The organism is Bacillus sp. AFS073361 (assembly GCF_002567005.1).
In the GTDB taxonomy this organism is placed as follows: domain Bacteria; phylum Bacillota; class Bacilli; order Bacillales; family Cytobacillaceae; genus Neobacillus.
In genome coordinates this window covers 51,704-71,869 of the sequence record NZ_NUZU01000043.1, presented here as the reverse complement: position 1 = coordinate 71,869, position 20,166 = coordinate 51,704, and the positions used below count along the sequence as shown (strand labels likewise).

The following is a 20,166-nucleotide window of genomic DNA, read 5'->3' as shown; positions in this document are numbered from 1 at the left end:
ATCTCCTTCCTCAAGGTTTCAACACGACTTTTATACAATCATCCATTTTTGTGTCAAAAATCTCATAGCCACGCTTTGCTTCACTAAGTGGAAGTACATGACTTACCACATCTCCTGGATCAATTTTTCCGGTCGTAACTAATTCAAACATATATGGCATATAGTGGATGACAGGTGCTTGACCGGAGCGGATATTGATATTTCGCTGCATAATATCTCCAAGAGGGAAACCATTATATCTGCCTCCGTAAACACCAGTAACTTGGATTGTCCCGCCTTTCCGCACTGCTTGTGAAGCCATGATAAACGCACTTAATGCTCCGCCTTGAAGCTTCATTCCGCTTGCAAGGAACTCCATATCAGTCATTTTACCGTCCATACCAACTGCATCAATGACAACATCAGCGCCGCCTTTGGTGATTTCCTTCAGGTAACTTCCTACATTCTCATGGTCCTCAAAGTTAACAATTTCTACTTTGTTGGTGCGCTTTGCGTGCTGCAGGCGATAATTGACATAATCAACGGCAATGACTCGCTTTGCCCCTTTTAACCAACAGAATTTTTGAGCAAAAAGACCAACCGGACCACAGCCAAGAACAATAACTGTATCTCCATCCTTTACACCTGCATTGTCAACACTCCAAAAACCAGTAGTCATCGCATCGGCAATAACTGCTAACTTTTCATCTGGTTCTTCACAAGTCTCTGGAATTTTGAAATGAGTAAAGTTGGCAAATGGCACTCTTAAATATTCAGCTTGCCCACCTGGATAGCCACCCGTCGTACCAGAATATCCGAAATAGGCACCCATATCACCATTATCATTTGAATTATCACATTGGCTTTCCAAATGGTTTTTACAGTAAATGCATTCACCGCATGCTATATTAAAGGGGATAATGACTCGATCTCCCTTTTTTAGCTTAGTCACACCTGGACCAACATCCTCGACGATTCCCATTGGTTCATGGCCAATAACATAATTTTCTTGGAGGTTAGGAATCATGCCATGAATTAAATGTAAATCAGACCCACATATAGCTGTACTCGTTACTTTAATAATCATGTCATCTGGTTTTTCAATCTTTGGATCTGGAACTTCTTTGACTACAACATTTTTAATACCTTGATACGTTACCGCCTTCATTGGTTACAGCCTCCAGTGTTAGTGTTCATCAGGTGTCCGGTCAAACATACCTTTTCTATTGGTCTCAACAGGAAATAGATTCATTTTGCCAATCATCAAAGTATTGTTGGCAGAGAGTTGATCTAATTGGTATTGTTCACTTAATTCGTATGGATGGAACCATTTTTTACTAATCATTAATTCTGTAATTTCTTGGTGCATGGCAATCCCTTGCATTAACTGGTTTCGTAAGAGGGTTCTAACATCAGGTGATGCGGACTCCGTTAATGCTACAGCAATATTGCGCACACCTTCTTTGGCACGAAGAAGGAAATCCATCGCAAATGTGGTATCTGCTAGCTCTGGTACGTGTAACGAGTTTATAGGGTCTAAATAGTCATTGTTCAATGAAATAGCCTTCCTTTCAATTTATTATTGGTGTTGGCCGGTTTTGAGGAACAGGAGCTTCAAAAGGTGCACGTTGATAAATTGCCTGTAATTCTCCAAGTGCTTGCATTGATTGTTCAACATCTTTTTGCATTAATGCTCTCAAATCATCATCAAATACCAATCCTTGCATTAGTTTTGATTTCGCTAAGCAAAGGGTTTTAAAATTTATAATTTCATGTAGATCCAATGACTCATGATCGGCTAATTTTTGATTATCCATTTCTAATTACCTCCTTTTTACTACAATGGTATTGTTCCAAGTATAGGAGGAAACATTCTAGAATTTTCTTAAAGGTTGGTAAAGTATTTTGAATGTCTGGGATATAGGTAACAGAATAAAAAGCAATAAAAAGGGGCACCCAAGTGAATTTTTATTCATTGGGTACCCCTTATCTTTAAAAAAGATAGTATAGATTTTTGAACTTCGTTTACTGTCCCGCTCCAGCGCCCTAGCGCTTTTCTTGTTTAAAACACTTTTGTAGTCCAATCCTCACAATTCCAAATATCGGTCGCAATTTCACGATAGAAATCTGGTTCGTGGGATACCATCAAGATACTTCCGCGATATGCCTTTAAAGCACGCTTCAATTCTTCTTTTGCGTCCACATCCAAGTGATTGGTAGGTTCGTCTAGAATTAATAGATTCGTTTCTGTGTTAATAATTTTACACAATCGAACTTTGGCTTTTTCGCCACCGGAAAGGACTTCGACTTTACTTTCAATATGTTTCGTCGTTAGTCCACATTTTGCAAGAGCAGCACGGACTTCAGCCTGATTCATACTTGGGAACTCGCTCCAAATCTCTTCAATACAAGTGTTGTAGTTGGACTGTTTAACTTCCTGCTCGAAGTAGCCGATGTGTTGATACTCACCGCGTTCCACTTTACCCCCCAGCGGATCAATCAACCCAAGAATACTTTTTAAAAGAGTAGACTTACCAATACCGTTTGCACCCACGAAGGCAATTTTTTGTCCGCGTTCCATTTTCAAATTCAGAGGGCGAGAAAGTGGTTCATTGTAACCAATAACAAGATCTTCAGCTGTGAAAATATAACGACTAGCTGCACGAGCTTCTTTGAAGTTAAACTCTGGTTTCGGCTTCTCTCTCCCCAATTCAATAACTTCCATTTTGTCGAGCTTCTTCTGACGAGACATCGCCATATTTCGAGTGGCAACACTTGCCTTGTTACGAGCAACGAAATCCTTTAAATCAGCTATTTCTTGCTGTTGGCGCTTGTAAGCAGACTCTAGCTGTTGCTTCTTCATTTCATGAATTTTTAAGAAGTTATCATAGTCGCCAACATAGCGATTCAACTCTTGGTTTTCCATGTGATAGATCAAGTTAACCACATTGTTCAAGAATGGAATATCATGTGAAATTAAGATAAATGCATTCTCATATTCCTGTAAATAACGCTTCAACCATTCGATATGCTGTTCATCCAAATAGTTTGTAGGCTCGTCTAGTAATAGGATTTCAGGCTTTTCTAGCAAAAGCTTAGCTAGCAAAACCTTCGTACGCTGCCCACCGCTAAGATCATCAACATCTCGATCGAGTCCAACATCGTCTAATCCTAGACCACGGGCAACTTCCTCAACTTTTGAATTAATTTGATAGAAATCATTACTATCTAAAGTTTCTTGGAGCTCTCCAACCTCTGCAAGTAATGCATCGATATCAGCACCTTCATCACCCATTTTTGCATAAAGTTCGTTGATCTCTGCTTCAGCATCAAAAAGATATTGAAAAGCAGTACTCAAAGCATCACGCATCGTTGTACCTTTTTGAAGTACGGCATGCTGATCCAAATAACCAACACGAACTTTTCGTGACCACTCAACTTTTCCCTCGTCGGGTTGCAACTTTCCAGTAACAATATTCATGAAAGTAGACTTACCCTCACCATTTGCCCCAACTAGTCCAACGTGCTCTCCTTTTAAAAGTCGAAAAGACACATCATTAAAAATTGCACGATCACCGAAACCGTGACTTAAATTTTTTACGTTTAATACGCTCATTTTTCTAACCCCTTATCTAATATCACATGTGGATATTTTACTAGACTTTAGCTGTTTTTTCTATCTTGATTGTTATTCTTGTGAATCATGTGATTCTATCTTTGGGGCTAAATTGAATCTGTCCCCGTCTTAATGAAATAAAGGTATGGAATTATATTACTTGGGGGTATAACAATGGGTAAAAATATATTATACAACCGAATCTGGAGGCAAGATATGAGTTATTTCTATATGGAAATAATTATAAAAAATTGGGACATCAGTGAACAAGAAAATTAGCAAGCTTTTTTATTGTTTTTGGCAAGAAAACCTTACCGTTGACAAATTTGATATATGAATCTACGATAAATAGTACACGATGCATCTTGCAGGATGTATCGTGTACTATTTTTTTGTAAGGAGGTTAGTGAATGGTGGACAAAGCCGATTTTATTCGTGAATCTATTGATTTTTTGCAAAGTTTTATTATGAAAAGTCTGCAGAAACATTCCGAAGAAAGGGGGGTAACCATTCCCCAAGCAAGGGTAATTGGAGAAGTGTTTGCCCATAAAAAAATCAGTATTAAACATCTTTCTCAAAATCTTAAGATGACCCAAAGTACGGTTTCAGATATTGTTGATCGACTTACTTCCAAAGGGTTTCTAGTGAAAACTCCTAATCCTAAAGATAAACGTTCAGTGGAAATCTCACTTTCGAACGAATTATCAAATGGAATTAATGAGAACATTTCGGAAATCGCAAATAAGTCATTGGTAGATGTATTAAGTCTGTTAAACCCTGATGAACAGAAAATGGTTGAAAGAGGCATGGAATTATTGGTATCAGCTGTGAAGGAAAAAATGGAGGCTGAAGGAATGGATAATCATAAATTCTTTGATGTTTTGTACTTTCCTGAAAAAACTAAATAGAATGATGGAGGATTCAAGGTGAGAAAGATTATTAAAGGCCGCTGGGCAATATTTTCAATTTGGCTGATTGCGACAATCGTGCTTACAGTCATTCAACCAGACATCAATGCCATACTGCGGCAAAAGGGGCAGCAAGGAACAAGTAGTGACAGCCCTTCAGTAATGGCAGATACTATCTTGAAAAAGATGGATACAACAGAAGGGGTAAATAACCTTATCGTTTTTTATGATAAAAATAAAATATCAGATAATGAAATGAAAAAAATTGGTGAGGCTGTAACATCCATTACCAATAGCAGCCAAGAGCTTGGAATTGCAGATATCATGGATCCCTTCAGTATCCCCGAAGCAAAAAGTTCATTAGTATCTAAAGATGGAACCACACTAATGGTGAGTTTTAAGCTTGATAAAAAAGGACGAGAAATTGATGATATCGAAAAACAGTTTGAAAGTAAACTGGATAAAGTACCTGTTGAATACTATCTGAGCGGTGAAGACTTTATTAATAATGATTATCTGAAGGCTTCTCAAGCAGGTGTCGAAAAAAGTGCTGCATTAACAGTTATCTTTATTTTGGTCGTCCTTATCCTGGCATTCAGGTCAGTTGTTACACCTTTAATCTCCTTAGTGGCTGTAGCTTTTTCCTATCTTTGTTCCATGGGAATTGCAGCTCAATTAATTGATAAAGCAGGATTTCCAATAACCAGTCTGACCCAAATGCTTCTGGTCCTAATCCTATTTGGGATTGGTACGGATTATAACATCCTTCTTTTTAATCGATTTAAGGAAGAACTATCACATGGCCACTCTATAGATGAATCAATCGTAAACACATACAAAACTGCAGGTAAAACCATTGCTTACAGTATACTCACTGTATTTATTGCGTTTCTTGCTCTCATTTTTGCAGAATCTCCAATCTATCGATCTGGTGTAGTGGTTGTCATTGGGGTATCTATATTATTGCTTGAAATATTGACCCTAACACCATTTGTTATGAAGGTCCTAGGTAAAAAGCTATTCTGGCCATCCAAAAGTGTAAATGGTCATAAGGAAAACAAGTTCTGGGGAAAAACATCTTCCTTTGCTGTAAAGCATCCGATAATATCCACGGTAATCATACTATTAATATTAGGACCAATGATATTTTTACATCAGGAAAAGCTTAACTTTGATACCATAGGGGAACTTGGAAATAAATATACTTCATCAAAAGCGATTAATTTGGTTGCGGAACATTTTGGCAAAGGTCAGGCCATGCCTGCAACTGTGGTTATTGATACTGGCAAAGCACTTGATAATAATGAATCTCTTTCAGTCATTGATAATATAACGGAAAGATTAAAGAGCCTTAAGGGAGTGAAACAGGTTTCTTCCATAACACAGCCTCAAGGAAAGCCAATTGACGATTTTTATGTTGACAGTCAAATGGGGGCAGTTACAGATGGCTTATCCCAAACTCAAGATGGTGTCGACCAAATCCATGATGGATTGAAACAAGCACAGGATGGATTTGGATCAGCTGACTTTTCAAAAGTGGGTCAAATGGTGGATGGAACGGCAAAGCTTGAAGATGGAATGAATGCGTTAACCGATGGATTAAAGCAAATTCAAGCGGGTATAGATGATGGGTCAAGGAACTCAAAAACGATCACGAACGGAATCGCTGCCATTGAAACGAATCTCTCCAAGATGAGCGGTGGTGTGGCATTGCTCGCTGAAAATTATGGGAAGATGCTGGCTGGATATAAAGAGATGGGGAACCACTATCAAGATGCAGCACAGGCTCTTCTTGGGATGAAAAGTGCTTTGTCGCAAATGGAATCCATGGTGACGGCCTTAGGCAGAAGTTATGCAGGTTCTCAAAATGATGCTAATTATGAAGCATTGAAGCAAACAATCAATCAATTATCATCCTCATTAGGCCAAATTACACCTGAAGGTATTCAAACATTAAATGCTAATTATAATGCCGTTACGGCTGGTTTTGGAAAAGCCAATAAAAATCTAACGGCCATAAGCAGCGGTTTATCGCAAATGGCAGATGGCCTGAAAAAACTTGAATCTGGACTTGATCAAGCATCTTCAGGGATTGGTACAATTGTAAAGAATATGAATAGTGTCACTGATGGACTTGGCCAGATGAAATCAGGGCAGCAGCAGTTGGCAGACGGCCTTAACGGATTCAGTGTTTTTGGAGAAAAGCTGTCAGATGTCAACAACGGTTTAGAGCAAATTTCGGATGGTCTGGGACAAACAAATGGGTACTTAACACAGCTTAATACAAATAAAACCTTCTTTATTCCAAAGGAAGCTTTGACAAACAAGGACTTTAAAAAATCATTTGATACGTTTATGTCCAAAGATCGAAAAATCACCAAATTCTTAGTTGTTTTGAAAGATGATCCATATTCTGAGAATGCTCTAAAGACTGTTGAACAAATCAATCAAACGGTTTCTGATGGATTGAAAGGCACTGTTCTTTCTGATGCAAAGAGTGGAACATCCGGACCAAGTGCGACTACAAATGATATGAATAATGTATTGACTAGAGATTTGAATAAAACAACAACGATTGTTATTATCGGCGTATTGCTTGTCCTATTCTTTGTTATAAGATCTTTCTGGACGCCCGTTTTTATTACGGCATCTTTAGTTGGGGCTTACTATGCAGCCATGTTCATCATAAATTATATTTTCATAGATATGCAGGGACTTAAAGGTATTTCATCCTTTGTTCCATTCTTCTCCTTTATTATTATTGTAGCTCTGGGAGTTGACTATAGTATATTCTTAATGATGCGATTTAAGGAATATCCTCATATGCAGGCTAAAGATGCAATCGTACTTGCTTCCAGGCAAATAGGCGGTGTCATTATAGCAGCTGTTATCATTCTTGGTGGTACCTTTGCTACACTAATGCCTGCTGGGATCGTACTTTTATCTGAGCTGGCCATAGCTGTTATTTCAGGACTAGTTATCCTTTGCTTTATACTGCTTCCTATTTTTGTGCCAGCATTGATGGCTCTTCCAGATGCACTTGCCAATTTATTTTCTAGAAAAAAGGAAACTGCCTTAAGTTCGGAGAAAGAAGTAGTGTTATAAACACAAGCTAAGAAAAAGTTTTTTCAATTAATTGAATATTTTTCCATACATGTCCTATAATAGAGAGGTTATAAAAGACTCTTAGGAGGTAATTATGGGGAGATTAGTTCATTTCGAAATTCATGTGGATGATATGGAACGGGCCAAGAAGTTTTACGGAGAGGTATTCGGATGGTCATTTCAGGATTGGAGTGATTATGCAGGAATGCCTTACTTTGGAGCTGTGACTGGTAATGAAGATGAGCCTGGAATCAATGGTGCGTTGATGCAGCGTCAAAGCGCTCCACCAGTACCAAACCAACCTCTAAATGGATTTGCATGCACAATGGGAGTGGAAAACTACGATTCCACGGAAGCGAAAATTATTGAAAATGGCGGCAAAGTTGCATTGCCTAAATATGCTCTGCCTGGAATGGCGTGGCAAGGATACTATATTGATACTGAAGGAAATATATTCGGAATTCATCAACCAGATGCAAATGCAAAATAGAATTGGTGAATGAATTGAATAACAAGTAAAGAAAGGCGGATTCATCTGCTTTTCTTTATTTATGTTCTTATATTTTCGAGTTTTTCTTAAAGATTTTTACTTCATAAATTCGCCCATTGAAACACTAGATTCGCCCATGAAAGGTCAAAATTCGCTCATTAAAACCCAAGATTCGCTCATTAGACTTAAAAATTCGCCCATTGATGAGATTTTGCATTAAAAAAAGAAAAATGTCCCATACTTGAAGGGTAATTTTACACATAATTTAACTTCTCCCTGGAATTGAGGCTTCTCATGGACAAATCTCTCGATCTGGCATACACTAAATCAAAGTTAGAGTAGGAATTTTATTGCTACTCTTATTTTTTTACTGTTGATTTTACCTATTGTCATAATGCAGGTGATTAAATGATACATAATTATTTAGGTCAGACCATGAGTTTTGAGATAGTTTATAAAAAACGTGAATCGTTGGGCATAACTATAGATGTTTATGGCAATATTCAAGTCCAAGTCCCTAGAGGAACAACTGATGAACGTGTATTTCAATTAATAGAGGAAAAATGGGATTGGATCCAGCAAAAATCAAAGGAAATGAAGGATAGACTTCTGGGGCAAAAAGTGAAGATCTATGATCAAGGTGAAATCTTCCTTTATTTAGGAAAAGAATATCCTATTAAGGTATCTCAAGATATAAATATCTTACAAGACTATGTAGTTTTTGAGGGGGAAATGTTAAAAATAGTAGTTAAACAACTCGAGGATGCAAAAATAAAACAAGCCTTAAAACGATTTTATTATCAAGAATGTAAAAGGTTGGTAGAACGGAGTATTCGTTCTTATCAAAAGGATTTTAAAACAAAACCACGGTCTATCCGTATTTCAGATAATAACAGCAATTGGGGAACCTGTGATTCCAGGCAGCAGTTAACCTTCAATTGGAAGTTGGCGATGGCACCACAGCAGGTGATTGACTATGTAGTCGTTCACGAAATGTGCCATATGGTCCATCTTAATCATGATCGTTCCTTTTGGCGCCTTGTTGGTAAAATACTCCCCGATTATAAAGAGCAAGAGAACTGGCTGTCATTATCAAGTTGGAAAATGACGGTTTGACTATGAACACCAAACTTAAAAGGAGGATTTTGGATGGATAATAATGATTTACTTATTCGTTTAAGATATGCACTAGAGTTAAAAAATAAAGAGATGGCAGAAATATTTAAACTTGGCGGAGTGGAAGTAACCGTTCCTGAGGTGGTAAAGGTTCTTACAAAATCAGATGATGAGGCTGGATATGACGAACAAATAAAATGTAATAACAGTATGTTCGATTCATTCTTAAACGGTCTTATTATTTATAAAAGAGGCAAACAAGAGCCCAAACCAGGACAACCTGATACACCCGAAGCGTCAATAAAGAAAAGCGCAAACATAAATAATCTCCTCCTGAAGAAAGTAAAAATAGCACTGGCATTAACGACTGAGGATCTTCTCGAAATATTCGAAAGTGCAGGAATAACTGTAACAAAAGGTGAACTCGGTGCCTTATTAAGAAAAGAAGGGCATAAAAATTATAAAGAGTGCGGGGATAAATTCGCTCGGAATTTCTTAAAAGGATTGGCATTAAAATATAGGGAATCCTAAATTACATACTAGAAACAAAAAAGGGGGATACGATGGCAACAGAAAAAGTAGATATTGGCTGGAACTTTGATAACAGTTATTCCCGGCTTCCTGACATATTTTTTACCAGGACTGAACCAACACCAGTGCGATCACCGGAGTCGATTATTCTAAACCGTCCACTGGCGGCTGACTTAGGTTTGAATGCTCAAGCACTTGAAAGTGATGCTGGCGTTGTAGTGTTTGCGGGTAACAAGATACCCGATGGAGCAATGCCGATTGCCCAAGCATACGCAGGGCATCAATTTGGGCATTTTACGAAATTAGGCGATGGCCGGGCTATTTTACTTGGAGAACAAATAACTCCAAAAGGGGAACGAATTGATATTCAACTCAAGGGTCCAGGAAGGACACCGTACTCCCGCGGCGGTGATGGTCGAGCGGCACTCGGGCCGATGCTGCGCGAATACATTATCAGCGAAAGCATGCATTCCCTCGGGATCCCGACCACGCGCAGTCTAGCAGTTGTGACAACAGGAGAGCCAGTATTCCGCGAAAGGACCTTGCCTGGTGCCGTTTTGACACGTATAGCCTCCAGTCATCTTCGCGTCGGTACTTTTCAATTTGCTGCGAAATGGGGAACGATCGAAGAACTTCGGGCTCTTGCTGACTATGCACTGAATCGCCACTATCCAGATGTTGAAACGGATGAGAATCGATATCTTACCTTGCTCCAGGAAGTGATTAAACAACAGGCAGCGTTAGTTGCTAAATGGCAACAAGTAGGCTTCATCCATGGTGTCATGAATACCGATAACATGACGATCAGTGGAGAAACAATCGATTACGGGCCATGCGCATTCATGGATACGTATGACCCAGCAACAGTATTCAGTTCCATTGATACTCAAGGCCGCTATGCTTATGGTAATCAGCCGTATATTGCTGGTTGGAATCTCGCCCGATTTGCAGAGACCCTTCTGCCGCTAATTCATGATAATCAGGAAGAGTCTGTCAAACTGGCACAGGATGAGATTTCAAAATATATGGATTTGTATCAAAGCAATTGGCTTTCTGGGATGAGAGCAAAATTAGGGATATTTAATGAAGAGGATGAGGACGCAACCATTGTTGAAAACCTCCTCAATATAATGGAGAAGAATCAGGCAGACTATACGAACACTTTCCGAGCCTTAACCATTGAAAGACTGGATGAAACGCTCCTAGTGGAGACTTCAGAATTTAAAGAGTGGTTTAAGCAATGGCAGGCACGCCTTGGCAGACAGCAGGAATCAACCGCTGATTCTCATCAGTTAATGCGTAACAGCAATCCTGCGGTAATACCACGTAATCACCGGGTGGAGGCTGCACTCGATGCTGCCGTGGATCAAGAAGACTACAGTGTAATGGAGAAGCTGCTGATTGTCCTTTCAAACCCATACGCTCACTCCCCAGAACAAGCCGAATACTGTAAACTTCCGGAAAAATCAAACCTGCCTTACCGAACCTATTGTGGTACTTAAGCAATCGTGTAATTTACTTGAAGTACAAGATAATGCTATCCTTTATATGGATAGCATTGTTTTTTTAATGAAGACAGGGGTGGTTTCGTGTTTAGATTAACTGAAAATGCAAAAGCCGAACTACAAGATAGAATAACGGTAGCTGGCTCAAATCAATTGATACGCTTGCAAATGCGAAAAAGTTGTTTTATGAAAGTAAAAGTGACATTGGAAGAAACAATTCAGTCTAATGATACAGAAATTACTAAGGATGGGCTCCATTTTATCATTGATAATGCTGAGTGCCATTATTTCAATCATAAAACATTAGATTATATCCCTGATACCACTGGTTTTAAACAATTTGATATTCTGTAAAAGAAGCCTGATTTCTATTAGAAATCAGGCTCTTTTTTTAATATGTCAAAGGTAAATGAAACCCTTTAACTAAATATTTAAAAGATTGACAGAATAATGAACGAGAGTTACTATTAAATTATCCTTAATAAATACGAACGGCATTCGATAATGTCGAACAAGGGGAGGGTGGACGTGTCAGAACGCTTAATTCAGTCTGTTGAAAGAGCTGCTGATATCCTTGAATTATTTTTGGTAACTAAACCAGAACTAAGTATCAAAGAGATTAGTGAGCATTTAAATTTATCAAAAAGTACAGTTCACGGAATCATCAAGACCTTAGAACATAGAGGTTATCTTCAACAAAATCCTGAAGATTCAAAGTATAAGCCGGGGATCAAATTATTTGAGCTTGGCAATTTTGTCGGGAAAAATCTTGATATTGCGAAAGTTGCAAAGCCAATAATTAGAGAGTTAGTCGATGAACTAAATGAAACCGTTCACTTAGTTTCCTTACAACGAGATGAAATTATTTACATTGAAAAGGTAGAAGGACAAAGTGCCCTTACTATTTATTCGCAAATTGGAAAAAGAGCTCCCTTTCATAGTACTGGGGTAGGGAAGTCAATCCTTGCTCATTTAAACGAAAATGAGGTAAATAGAATCTTATCGTCAATCCCTTTGGAAACGTTCACGAAACACACGATGACAAATATTGAGGAGATTAAAGAACAGTTACATGCCATTCGTGAGCAAGGGTATGCGGTTGATGATGAGGAAATTGAGTTGGGGTTGAAATGTATTGCTGCTCCAATTTTTAATCATCAAGGAAATGTAATCGCTTCTATTAGCTGTGCAGCCCCTAAAGTGAGACTTGATGAGCATAAGCTGCCACAAGTAATAGCTGGAATTACAAGGGCTGCAGCTGAGATTTCAAGTTGTTTAGGTTATCAAGGTAAAAGCATCTTATAGAGAGACTTGATAGAAATAATCATACAATAATATTTTTTAGGAGGAGAATTAATTTGACAAAAGTAAAAGTTGCCGTACTTGGCTCAGGAAACATTGGTACAGATTTAATGATTAAACTGGGACGCTCGGAATTATTAGAGTTAACAGCAGTGATTGGAATTGACCCGCAATCAGACGGGTTACGCCGTGCAAGAGAATTAGGTTATGCAGGGGTTGATACAGGAATTGATGGTTTCCTTGCAGATCCAACTTTAAAAGCTGACATCGTATTTGATGCCACATCTGCCAAAGCACATCTCTACAATGCAAGGGTATTAAAAGAGGCTGGTATAAAAGTCATTGATATGACGCCTGCAGCAGTTGGCCCATATGTATGTGCCGCAGTTAATACTGATGAACATTTAGATAAAGATAATATCAATTTGATTACTTGTGGCGGTCAAGCCACCATTCCAATGGTTCACGCAGTAAACCGCGTGGCTCCTGTAGAATACGCAGAGATTGTCGCGACAATTGCTAGCTTGAGTGCTGGCCCTGGAACACGTGCCAATATCGATGAATTTACAGAAACAACTTCTCGTGCAATTGCAGAAGTTGGCGGTGCCAAAAAAGGGAAGGCAATCATGATTTTAAATCCTGCAGAACCGCCAATTATGATGCGTGATACAGTTTACACTCTTGTAGAAGAAGGGAAAATGGATGAAGAGGCAATTAGAAAATCTATTGCTGACATGGAAAAAGTAGTTCAAGCATATGTTCCAGGTTACCGACTTCGTACGGAACCTATTTTTGAGGGAAATAAGGTAACCATCTTCCTAGAGGTTGAAGGTGCTGGTGATTACTTGCCTGTATATGCAGGAAATTTAGATATCATGACATCAGCAGGCGTTAAAATTGCTGAAGCATTTGCCAAAAAACTATTAACGAAAGAAACAGTTTGAGATGTAGAAAGGGGAAATAATAATGACAAATGAAAGAGATATTCTTATCACAGAGGTAGCCTTACGCGATGGAAGCCATGCCATCAATCATCAATATACAGTTGATCAAGTACTTAATATTGCCAAAGCGTTGAATGATGCAAACGTCCCTTTTATTGAAGTATCTCATGGTGACGGATTAGCAGGATCTTCGTTACAATATGGTCGTTCACGCACAAAAGAAATGGAATTAATTGAAGCTGCAGTATCTGTTGCAGATAAATCCAAAATTGCTGTTCTTCTTTTGCCAGGAATCGGTACACTGCATGAATTAAAAGAAGCCGCAAATTTAGGAGCTAAAATGGCACGGATTGCAACACATGTTACAGAAGCCGATGTAGCACCACAACATATTGCCTATGCAAAAGAATTAGGAATGGAAACAGTTGGATTCTTAATGATGAACCATATGGCGCCAGTTGCTAAATTAGTAGAACAAGCAAAACTTATGGAAAGCTATGGAGCAGATACTGTTTACGTGGTTGACTCTGCAGGTTACTTACTTCCTGACCAAGTCAGGGAACGTATTCGGGCTCTTAAACAATCAATTGGCGTGAATGTTGGTTTCCATGGTCATAACAATCTATCTCTTGCGATGGCTAACACACTTGCGGCCATTGAAGAGGGTGCTACCCGTATTGACGGCAGTGTACGCTGCTTAGGAGCTGGTGCAGGAAATACACAAACAGAAGTACTAGTTGCAGTTTGTGAACGGATGGGAATCAAAACTGGAGTAGATTTATATAAAATGATGGACTTGGCCGAGGATATTGTGGCTCCAATTTTACAAGTGCCACAGGAAATTACAAAGGACAGCCTAACTCTAGGATATGCGGGTGTATACTCAAGCTTTGCGCTCCATGCAAAACGGGCTGCAGCAAAATTTGGTGTTGATTCACGTGATATTTTAATAGAATTAGGTAAGCGTAAAGTGGTTGGCGGTCAAGAGGATATGATTGTTGAAGTGGCAGCAGAAATTGCAAAAAACAAGCCAAAAACAGTCTTAGTGTAAAACTCAAGGCCCGCTAAAAAGAGATTAATAGAATTGAGTTTTTGATGGAGGGGAAAGAACATCCCTTCGGAAAATATCTTCAATCAGATGAAATAGTACAAAAAACAACACTTTAAAATTGAGTGTTGTTTTTTGTATGTGGTTTTAATTACTCGCAATGTTCTCGATTTTCAACTTACTATGCAATTGATTCAGCCGTTCCATCAATTGTTTATATTCCTCGAGTTCAATATGACAGGATTGTATTTTGTCACTGATTGTATTTGTTATTGCTTGCTTTTTTTCATAAGCTTTCTTTTCTAAGTAAATAAATACCCTTCGTTCATCTACTGTTGAACGTTCTTTTCGCAGCCACCCATTTGCCTCCATTCTTGTAAGCATTGGAGTCAATGTTCCAGTCCCGAGACTCAATTTTTCTCCTATGTCTTTGACCGAAACACCATCATTTTCCCATAATGCTAATAGAACCAAGTATTGAGGGTAGGTTAAGCCGTAGGGCTGAAGTGCACTAGAATATAATTTATTGAATTCACTTGCTGTTTCATATACAGCAAAGCAAAGTTGGTTTTTTAATACCATGAAGTCTTCCATGCTGATCACCTTACTTTAAATAATTATGACAATAATTCTTTAATATCTTTCTCAATCTTGCTTGGTTCAGTCGTAGGGGCATAGCGCTCAATTACCTGACCATTAGGATCGACTAAAAATTTTGTGAAATTCCATTTAATATTTTTAGTAAGTGTACCTGGCTTCTGGCTTTTTAAATAAGTAAATAGCGGATCGGCATTAGCGCCATTAACATCAATTTTCGCAAATATTGGAAACGTTACACCGTAATTTAGTTGACAAAACTGGGTGGTTTCTTCAATGTCGGCGAATTCTTGATTGTTGAATTGGTCACATGGAAAGCCTAAAATCTCCAAACCATCCTCTTTATATTTTTCATATAATTCCTGAAGTCCTTTGAATTGGGGTGTCAAACCACATTTGCTAGCAGTATTCACAATCAGTAATGGTTTACCCTCATAATCCATTATTGATTTTTCCTTACCATTTGTCATTTTTACATTAAAGTCATAAACTGTTGTCATTTAGCTTCCCCCTTAATATTAGGATTCATTTGTTTGAAAATATGTCGCCTGCGATTTAATCTTACACGATTTAATTGTGTGTGGCAAGTTTAAGTTATTATTTATCAGTTGGATATCTCGAAATAGAAAGGAGAACGATAAAGGTGAAAAGGAGGTTTTTCAAATGGGGTTTAATATGTTAAATGGTAAGAATGAAGAAAAGGAAGTACTAAAAGACGTTCTTGTTGAGGCAATTGAAACAGAAGAAGATTTAATGCGGACCTATCTAATAACCGCAGAGCGAATTCATGATGATGATGAGCTAAAGGAACGTCTCGAGAATTTCGCAGAAGGAAATGCAAAACGAACCAAGCAGCTGATTGATGAGCTAAATGAAAACAAGGAATAAATAAGTATAAGCACATCTAGGGCAGACCAAGAAGGCCATTTTCTTATCCTGCACCTTCTTACTGATTACCGCTATTATCCAATCATAACCACCTTGTTATTAAACCAAAATAAGATGGTTCACTTATTCATTCCAAAGGAGTTGGTTGTGTTGAAATGGCACAAAACGATACTATCAATGATTCAACAGCGTCAGGATAAAAAGGTAGCACTGGCTGTTGACACTTCTACGAATGAAGCCCCAAGCATTTTAATCAATAACATAGTAAAACTGTTTGAACAAGTTAAACCGGATACCATATTAGTCCAAGCAGATTTTAAAATTAGAAGTACCACCCCCATTAAAAGTGATACAATTAAATACCATACACATGGGAAATCTTCATATACTTTGGTACTTGAGTGGGCAAAAGAAGAGAATATTGATACACTGTTTTACATTACGGATGTAACTGGCTTTATTTCTGAAGATATTGAAGATGTTAGCTATGAAATGATTTGGCTTGTACCTGGTTCTATATTGCCAAGAGTTCCGTTTGGGAAAGCAATAAAGGTAGCGTAAAAAGAAATCCCTCACGTAAAAGTGGGGGATGACCTTGCCTGAATAGGAGTATCAGATGAAAGAATTTTATTATGATAAATTGATGGGGATAAAAACGGGAGGGGACCAAAAGGGATTTCATAAGTCATTTCATTACCATCGTTATGAGCCCACTCCTTATAGTGCGCTAGAAGAATTATTTACTCACTATCAAGTAAGCCGCAAGGACCGAATCATTGACTTTGGGTGTGGCAAAGGACGATTAAACTTCTTTATCCATTATCATTTTCATGCAACAGTTATTGGAATTGAAATGAATAGGGATTTTTATCAGGAAGCAATTGAAAATCGAAAAAAATATCAAAAAATGACTCACTCTATTAATGATGATATTTTTTTTCATTGTTGTCTTGCCGAAGAGTATCAAATTGATTCCTTAGATAATCGTTTTTATTTTTTTAATCCTTTTTCCATTCAAATTTTTATGAAAATCATTAATAATATCTTAGTTTCGGTTGAAATGGAGAAACGGGATGTTGAAATTATTTTATATTATCCATCAGAGGATTATATTTATTATTTAGAAAATAACACCATGTTTGAATTAAATAAAGAAATTATTCTTCCTTACATTCATGAACATAACCCAAATGAGCGATTTTTAATCTATCGATTAACCATATAGGTTTGCATTAACTTGTATATTTGACCATCTAATTTAGAGGTATATGAGGGCTTAAGCAAATGTTCTGAAATAATAATATAAGTACAGTAGCTTCCTTTTAAATAGCTATAGATAATCTGAGCGGCATCAATTTCATCTCGGCTAAGTTTATTAAAAGAATTATTTGCTGTTGCTTTAAAAATAGTTAATATACTGTTCTTAATGGTTTTATGAACAGATTCTGGATCGGACCAGTTAAACTTTTCTGAGAAAAGAATTTTGTTTTTCTGAATCAGGAATAGTTTATAAGTCCTGTCTGTTAACGGGGCAATAACAGCAATCTTTTTATTACTTCCCGTAAATTCAATGACTTTTTCTTTATTAAGAAGTGAGTGGATGGCATTCAAGGTATCTCTATACTTTCCCGCCGCTTCGAAATCAAATTTTTCAGAGGCTTCGATCATTTTTTGCTCCACAATGCTAAGTAGACTTGTATCAAATCCTTGTAGTAAAGCAATAATTTTGTTCATTCTTTCATTGTACTCAATGAGTGCGGCCCCTCCCATACACATCCCGAGACATAAACCAAAGGAATAGTTTAAACATGGAGTATTCTTGTTAGAAGGGCTGCTGCAGTTCACCTTATAGAAGTCTTTCATCCCTAGAAGCGCCTTTTCTACTAAATTTTTGCTTTTATATGGGCCAAAATAAAGACTATCGGGCTTATCTGCGTCTTTACAAATTTCTATTCTTTGGTACTCTCCATCCCTGTCAATTCTGATGTAGATATAGGATTGAGGATTTTTCATCATCCGATTAAAAATAGGCTTCATTTCATATATTAATTCACATTCGAGCATAAAGGCTTCAAATTCTGTATCAGTAAGGATATAGTCGAAATCCTTTAAGCTGGCTTTCAGCTTGATGATTTTTTGTGTATGGGCTTTTGAATTTTGGAAGTATGAGCGCACGCGATTTTTAAGATTTTTTGCCTTACCCACATAAATAATTTGTCCATTGGAGTCCTTCATTAAATACACACCAGGGGTAGAAGGAAGGTGTTTTACTTTATCCCTTAAGTACATACAATAACCTCCTATCACTATATATCTTATCACAAATAAAAAAGGTGCCGTTTGGCACCTTTTTTATTATTACTTGATCCCTTTCATGAAACCTTGAATCTTAGGTGATAACATTAATAGGATAATACCTAGGGCGATGGACGCTCCGCCAATCACACCAAAGTAGGTCATTTCTTTTTCAGGGGTGTAGAATTTAACAACTTGTGCATTCAATGCTTGTGCCGCAGCACTTGCTAGGAACCATAAGCTCATTGTTTGTGCTGAGAATGCTGCAGGTGCTAATTTAGTTGTTGCAGATAGTCCTACTGGTGATAAACATAACTCACCAAATACAACGATTAAATAACTAAGAACAAGCCATAGTGGACTTACTAAAGAATCCGTACCTCCAAAATAAGCCGGGATAAGAATAACTAGGAATGACAAACCAGCAAATAATAATGATAATGAGAACTTTTGTGGAATCGATGGCTGACGCTTTCCTAATTTAACCCAGATCCAAGCAAATACTGGTGCAAAGATGATAATGAATAATGGGTTTAAAGATTGGAACCATGCTGGTGAAATCTTAATTCCCATCCAGTCTAATTGAGTCCGCTTATCCGCATAATTGGCAAGGATGGTTGAGCCTTGTTCTTGAATGGCCCAGAACATAACCGCTGCAATAAATAACGGAATATAGGCAATAATTCTTGAACGTTCAACTGTAGTAGTTTTAGGACTGCGATACATGACAACGAAATAAATCGTTGGGATTAAGATTCCAAGGAAAGTGACAATATTAATAAAGCTAGCAAAAGTTAAAAGACCGTTTGGAATTAATACGGCACATAGAACAGCAAGAATAATTACTGCTAGTCCAATAATGGTGAAAATCTTTTTCTTTTCTGCAGGAGCCAGTGGATTCGCCACCATCGTTCCAGCAAGGCCAAGATTTTTTTTCTTTGTTACACTAAACACGACTAACCCTAAGAACATACCTACTGCTGCAATCGAAAAACCGATGTGGAAGTTGCTTATCGACCCAACGATTAATGGAGATATGAATGCGCCTAGGTTAATACTCATGTAGTAAATAGTAAATCCTGCATCACGACGTTCGTCTTTTTCGCTATATAATTCACCTACAGCGGAAGAAACATTCGGCTTAAGCATCCCAGTACCTAGGACAATCAATACCATGGATACAAAGAACATAGCAACACTGCCAGGAACAGCAAGCGCTATATGTCCAAACATAATTAAGACTCCACCGTAGAACACGGCTTTCGAAGAACCGAAGATCCGGTCAGCCAGCCAGCCGCCAATGATTCCGGACATATAGACAAGTGATCCGTATATGGACATGATCGAAAGTGCAAGATTTTGATCAATGCCCAATCCGCCTTTAGAAACTTCGTAATACATATAGAAAACAAGGATGGCTCTCATTCCATAGTACGAGAATCGCTCCCAGAATTCAGTAAAGAAAAGGGTAGATAGTCCTTTAGGATGTCCGAAAAATCCTGTTTGAGGTACACTATCCACAATTTTCTGTCTATTGATGTTTGACATGGTATTACCTCCCTTTATATTATATTATAATACTTTCTGAAGTTTTGAATTGTCAAAAACATTTTTTAGTAAATGGAGCAAAAGAAGGTTGTAAACATTGATAATACTGAATTTTAACTAATTTAGATCGAAAAAGAAAGTTTTTTTAAAATAGTAAATACATTCAGAGAAGAGGGACTTTTCACTCTACTAGAGTGATAGATAAGCCTTTATCTTTAATTTTGGTTAAAAAAGTGCAAACTATACTAATGAGAAGAAATCCTCCAAATTAATTAGGTGCCTGACACCACAGAT

At 37.8% G+C, this 20,166-nt stretch carries 21 protein-coding genes; 13 read left to right on the top strand and 8 right to left on the bottom strand.

Annotated elements, in window-relative coordinates; translation table 11 throughout:
• Nucleotides 1-10 precede the first annotated feature (10 nt).
• From COJ96_RS23770 to COJ96_RS23755, 4 genes are all read right to left on the bottom strand, one after another.
• Nucleotides 11-1,147, bottom strand: a complete 1,137-nt coding sequence (locus COJ96_RS23770) for a zinc-dependent alcohol dehydrogenase (RefSeq protein ID WP_098576283.1) — start codon at nucleotides 1,145-1,147, stop codon at nucleotides 11-13.
• 18 nt (nucleotides 1,148-1,165) lie between these two features.
• The gene (locus tag COJ96_RS23765; RefSeq protein WP_098576282.1) at nucleotides 1,166-1,534 is read right to left on the bottom strand and encodes a spore coat protein; all 369 of its coding nucleotides are present in this window, start codon (nucleotides 1,532-1,534) and stop codon (nucleotides 1,166-1,168) included.
• A gap of 16 nt (nucleotides 1,535-1,550) precedes the next feature.
• On the bottom strand, nucleotides 1,551-1,796 hold the full coding sequence (locus COJ96_RS23760) for a spore gernimation protein GerQ (RefSeq protein WP_098576281.1): 246 nt from the start codon (nucleotides 1,794-1,796) through the stop codon (nucleotides 1,551-1,553).
• A gap of 245 nt (nucleotides 1,797-2,041) precedes the next feature.
• Complete coding sequence (locus tag COJ96_RS23755) at nucleotides 2,042-3,595, bottom strand: ABC-F family ATP-binding cassette domain-containing protein (RefSeq protein WP_098576280.1); 1,554 nt, start codon at nucleotides 3,593-3,595, stop codon at nucleotides 2,042-2,044.
• 410 nt (nucleotides 3,596-4,005) lie between these two features.
• Here COJ96_RS23755 and COJ96_RS23750 point away from each other — a divergent pair, with 410 nt between their 5' ends.
• From COJ96_RS23750 to dmpG, 10 genes are all read left to right on the top strand, one after another.
• Entirely contained in the window at nucleotides 4,006-4,503 is a 498-nt protein-coding gene (locus tag COJ96_RS23750; RefSeq protein WP_180230232.1) for a MarR family winged helix-turn-helix transcriptional regulator, read from the top strand.
• An 18-nt stretch (nucleotides 4,504-4,521) separates the two neighbouring features.
• A complete protein-coding gene (locus tag COJ96_RS23745) occupies nucleotides 4,522-7,608 on the top strand; it encodes an MMPL family transporter (RefSeq protein ID WP_098576279.1) in 3,087 nt (1,028 codons plus the stop codon).
• Between the two features lie 94 nt (nucleotides 7,609-7,702).
• On the top strand, nucleotides 7,703-8,098 hold the full coding sequence (locus COJ96_RS23740) for a VOC family protein (protein WP_098576278.1): 396 nt from the start codon (nucleotides 7,703-7,705) through the stop codon (nucleotides 8,096-8,098).
• 408 nt (nucleotides 8,099-8,506) lie between these two features.
• Nucleotides 8,507-9,214, top strand: a complete 708-nt coding sequence (locus tag COJ96_RS23735) for a M48 family metallopeptidase (protein ID WP_098576277.1) — start codon at nucleotides 8,507-8,509, stop codon at nucleotides 9,212-9,214.
• A 33-nt stretch (nucleotides 9,215-9,247) separates the two neighbouring features.
• Nucleotides 9,248-9,745 carry a YehS family protein gene (locus tag COJ96_RS23730; RefSeq protein ID WP_098576276.1) on the top strand — a complete coding sequence of 166 codons (498 nt, stop codon included), beginning with the start codon at nucleotides 9,248-9,250 and terminating at the stop codon, nucleotides 9,743-9,745.
• 32 nt (nucleotides 9,746-9,777) lie between these two features.
• Entirely contained in the window at nucleotides 9,778-11,247 is a 1,470-nt protein-coding gene (locus COJ96_RS23725; RefSeq protein WP_098576275.1) for a protein adenylyltransferase SelO, read from the top strand.
• Between the two features lie 87 nt (nucleotides 11,248-11,334).
• On the top strand, nucleotides 11,335-11,604 hold the full coding sequence (locus COJ96_RS23720; protein WP_098576274.1) for an iron-sulfur cluster biosynthesis family protein: 270 nt from the start codon (nucleotides 11,335-11,337) through the stop codon (nucleotides 11,602-11,604).
• Nucleotides 11,605-11,778: 174 nt separating this feature from the next.
• A complete protein-coding gene (locus tag COJ96_RS23715) occupies nucleotides 11,779-12,555 on the top strand; it encodes an IclR family transcriptional regulator (protein WP_098576273.1) in 777 nt (258 codons plus the stop codon).
• Nucleotides 12,556-12,608: 53 nt separating this feature from the next.
• Nucleotides 12,609-13,496 (top strand): acetaldehyde dehydrogenase (acetylating), encoded by an 888-nt coding sequence (locus tag COJ96_RS23710; protein ID WP_098576272.1) that lies wholly within the window; start codon nucleotides 12,609-12,611, stop codon nucleotides 13,494-13,496.
• Nucleotides 13,497-13,518: 22 nt separating this feature from the next.
• Nucleotides 13,519-14,547 (top strand): 4-hydroxy-2-oxovalerate aldolase, encoded by a 1,029-nt coding sequence (gene dmpG / locus COJ96_RS23705; RefSeq protein WP_098576271.1) that lies wholly within the window; start codon nucleotides 13,519-13,521, stop codon nucleotides 14,545-14,547.
• Nucleotides 14,548-14,691: 144 nt separating this feature from the next.
• Here dmpG and COJ96_RS23700 read toward each other — a convergent pair whose 3' ends face one another.
• Nucleotides 14,692-15,138, bottom strand: coding sequence for a MarR family winged helix-turn-helix transcriptional regulator (locus COJ96_RS23700; protein WP_098576270.1), 447 nt, complete (start codon nucleotides 15,136-15,138; stop codon nucleotides 14,692-14,694).
• Nucleotides 15,139-15,161: 23 nt separating this feature from the next.
• A complete protein-coding gene (locus tag COJ96_RS23695) occupies nucleotides 15,162-15,641 on the bottom strand; it encodes a glutathione peroxidase (RefSeq protein ID WP_098576269.1) in 480 nt (159 codons plus the stop codon).
• 163 nt (nucleotides 15,642-15,804) lie between these two features.
• Between COJ96_RS23695 and COJ96_RS23690 the strand changes: the two genes are divergently transcribed.
• The 3 genes from COJ96_RS23690 to COJ96_RS23680 all read left to right on the top strand — a co-directional run bounded on the left by COJ96_RS23690 (nucleotide 15,805) and on the right by COJ96_RS23680 (nucleotide 17,254).
• Nucleotides 15,805-16,029: a hypothetical protein gene (locus tag COJ96_RS23690; RefSeq protein WP_098576268.1), complete on the top strand. Its 225-nt coding sequence runs from the start codon at nucleotides 15,805-15,807 to the stop codon at nucleotides 16,027-16,029.
• 150 nt (nucleotides 16,030-16,179) lie between these two features.
• The gene (locus tag COJ96_RS23685) at nucleotides 16,180-16,590 is read left to right on the top strand and encodes a VWA-like domain-containing protein (RefSeq protein ID WP_098576267.1); all 411 of its coding nucleotides are present in this window, start codon (nucleotides 16,180-16,182) and stop codon (nucleotides 16,588-16,590) included.
• Nucleotides 16,591-16,645: 55 nt separating this feature from the next.
• Entirely contained in the window at nucleotides 16,646-17,254 is a 609-nt protein-coding gene (locus COJ96_RS23680; RefSeq protein WP_098576266.1) for a methyltransferase, read from the top strand.
• Here the strand turns inward: COJ96_RS23680 and COJ96_RS23675 are convergent.
• Together COJ96_RS23675 and COJ96_RS23670 are read right to left on the bottom strand one after the other, a co-directional pair.
• The gene (locus COJ96_RS23675; RefSeq protein WP_218936523.1) at nucleotides 17,236-18,318 is read right to left on the bottom strand and encodes a GIY-YIG nuclease family protein; all 1,083 of its coding nucleotides are present in this window, start codon (nucleotides 18,316-18,318) and stop codon (nucleotides 17,236-17,238) included. The genes COJ96_RS23680 and COJ96_RS23675 overlap by 19 nt on opposite strands.
• Nucleotides 18,319-18,387: 69 nt before the next feature.
• Nucleotides 18,388-19,872, bottom strand: coding sequence for a peptide MFS transporter (locus COJ96_RS23670; RefSeq protein ID WP_098576265.1), 1,485 nt, complete (start codon nucleotides 19,870-19,872; stop codon nucleotides 18,388-18,390).
• Nucleotides 19,873-20,166: the final 294 nt, after the last annotated feature.

Coding starts and splice junctions, on each gene's coding strand:
- COJ96_RS23770 (WP_098576283.1), bottom strand. CDS start 1,147: ATGAAGGCGGTAACGTATCAAGGTATTAAAAATGTTGTAGTCAAAGAA.
- COJ96_RS23760 (WP_098576281.1), bottom strand. CDS start 1,796: ATGGATAATCAAAAATTAGCCGATCATGAGTCATTGGATCTACATGAA.
- COJ96_RS23755 (WP_098576280.1), bottom strand. CDS start 3,595: ATGAGCGTATTAAACGTAAAAAATTTAAGTCACGGTTTCGGTGATCGT.
- COJ96_RS23750 (WP_180230232.1), top strand. CDS start 4,006: ATGGTGGACAAAGCCGATTTTATTCGTGAATCTATTGATTTTTTGCAA.
- COJ96_RS23740 (WP_098576278.1), top strand. CDS start 7,703: ATGGGGAGATTAGTTCATTTCGAAATTCATGTGGATGATATGGAACGG.
- COJ96_RS23735 (WP_098576277.1), top strand. CDS start 8,507: ATGATACATAATTATTTAGGTCAGACCATGAGTTTTGAGATAGTTTAT.
- COJ96_RS23730 (WP_098576276.1), top strand. CDS start 9,248: ATGGATAATAATGATTTACTTATTCGTTTAAGATATGCACTAGAGTTA.
- COJ96_RS23725 (WP_098576275.1), top strand. CDS start 9,778: ATGGCAACAGAAAAAGTAGATATTGGCTGGAACTTTGATAACAGTTAT.
- dmpG (WP_098576271.1), top strand. CDS start 13,519: ATGACAAATGAAAGAGATATTCTTATCACAGAGGTAGCCTTACGCGAT.
- COJ96_RS23700 (WP_098576270.1), bottom strand. CDS start 15,138: ATGGAAGACTTCATGGTATTAAAAAACCAACTTTGCTTTGCTGTATAT.
- COJ96_RS23695 (WP_098576269.1), bottom strand. CDS start 15,641: ATGACAACAGTTTATGACTTTAATGTAAAAATGACAAATGGTAAGGAA.
- COJ96_RS23690 (WP_098576268.1), top strand. CDS start 15,805: ATGGGGTTTAATATGTTAAATGGTAAGAATGAAGAAAAGGAAGTACTA.
- COJ96_RS23680 (WP_098576266.1), top strand. CDS start 16,646: ATGAAAGAATTTTATTATGATAAATTGATGGGGATAAAAACGGGAGGG.
- COJ96_RS23675 (WP_218936523.1), bottom strand. CDS start 18,318: ATGTACTTAAGGGATAAAGTAAAACACCTTCCTTCTACCCCTGGTGTG.
- COJ96_RS23670 (WP_098576265.1), bottom strand. CDS start 19,872: ATGTCAAACATCAATAGACAGAAAATTGTGGATAGTGTACCTCAAACA.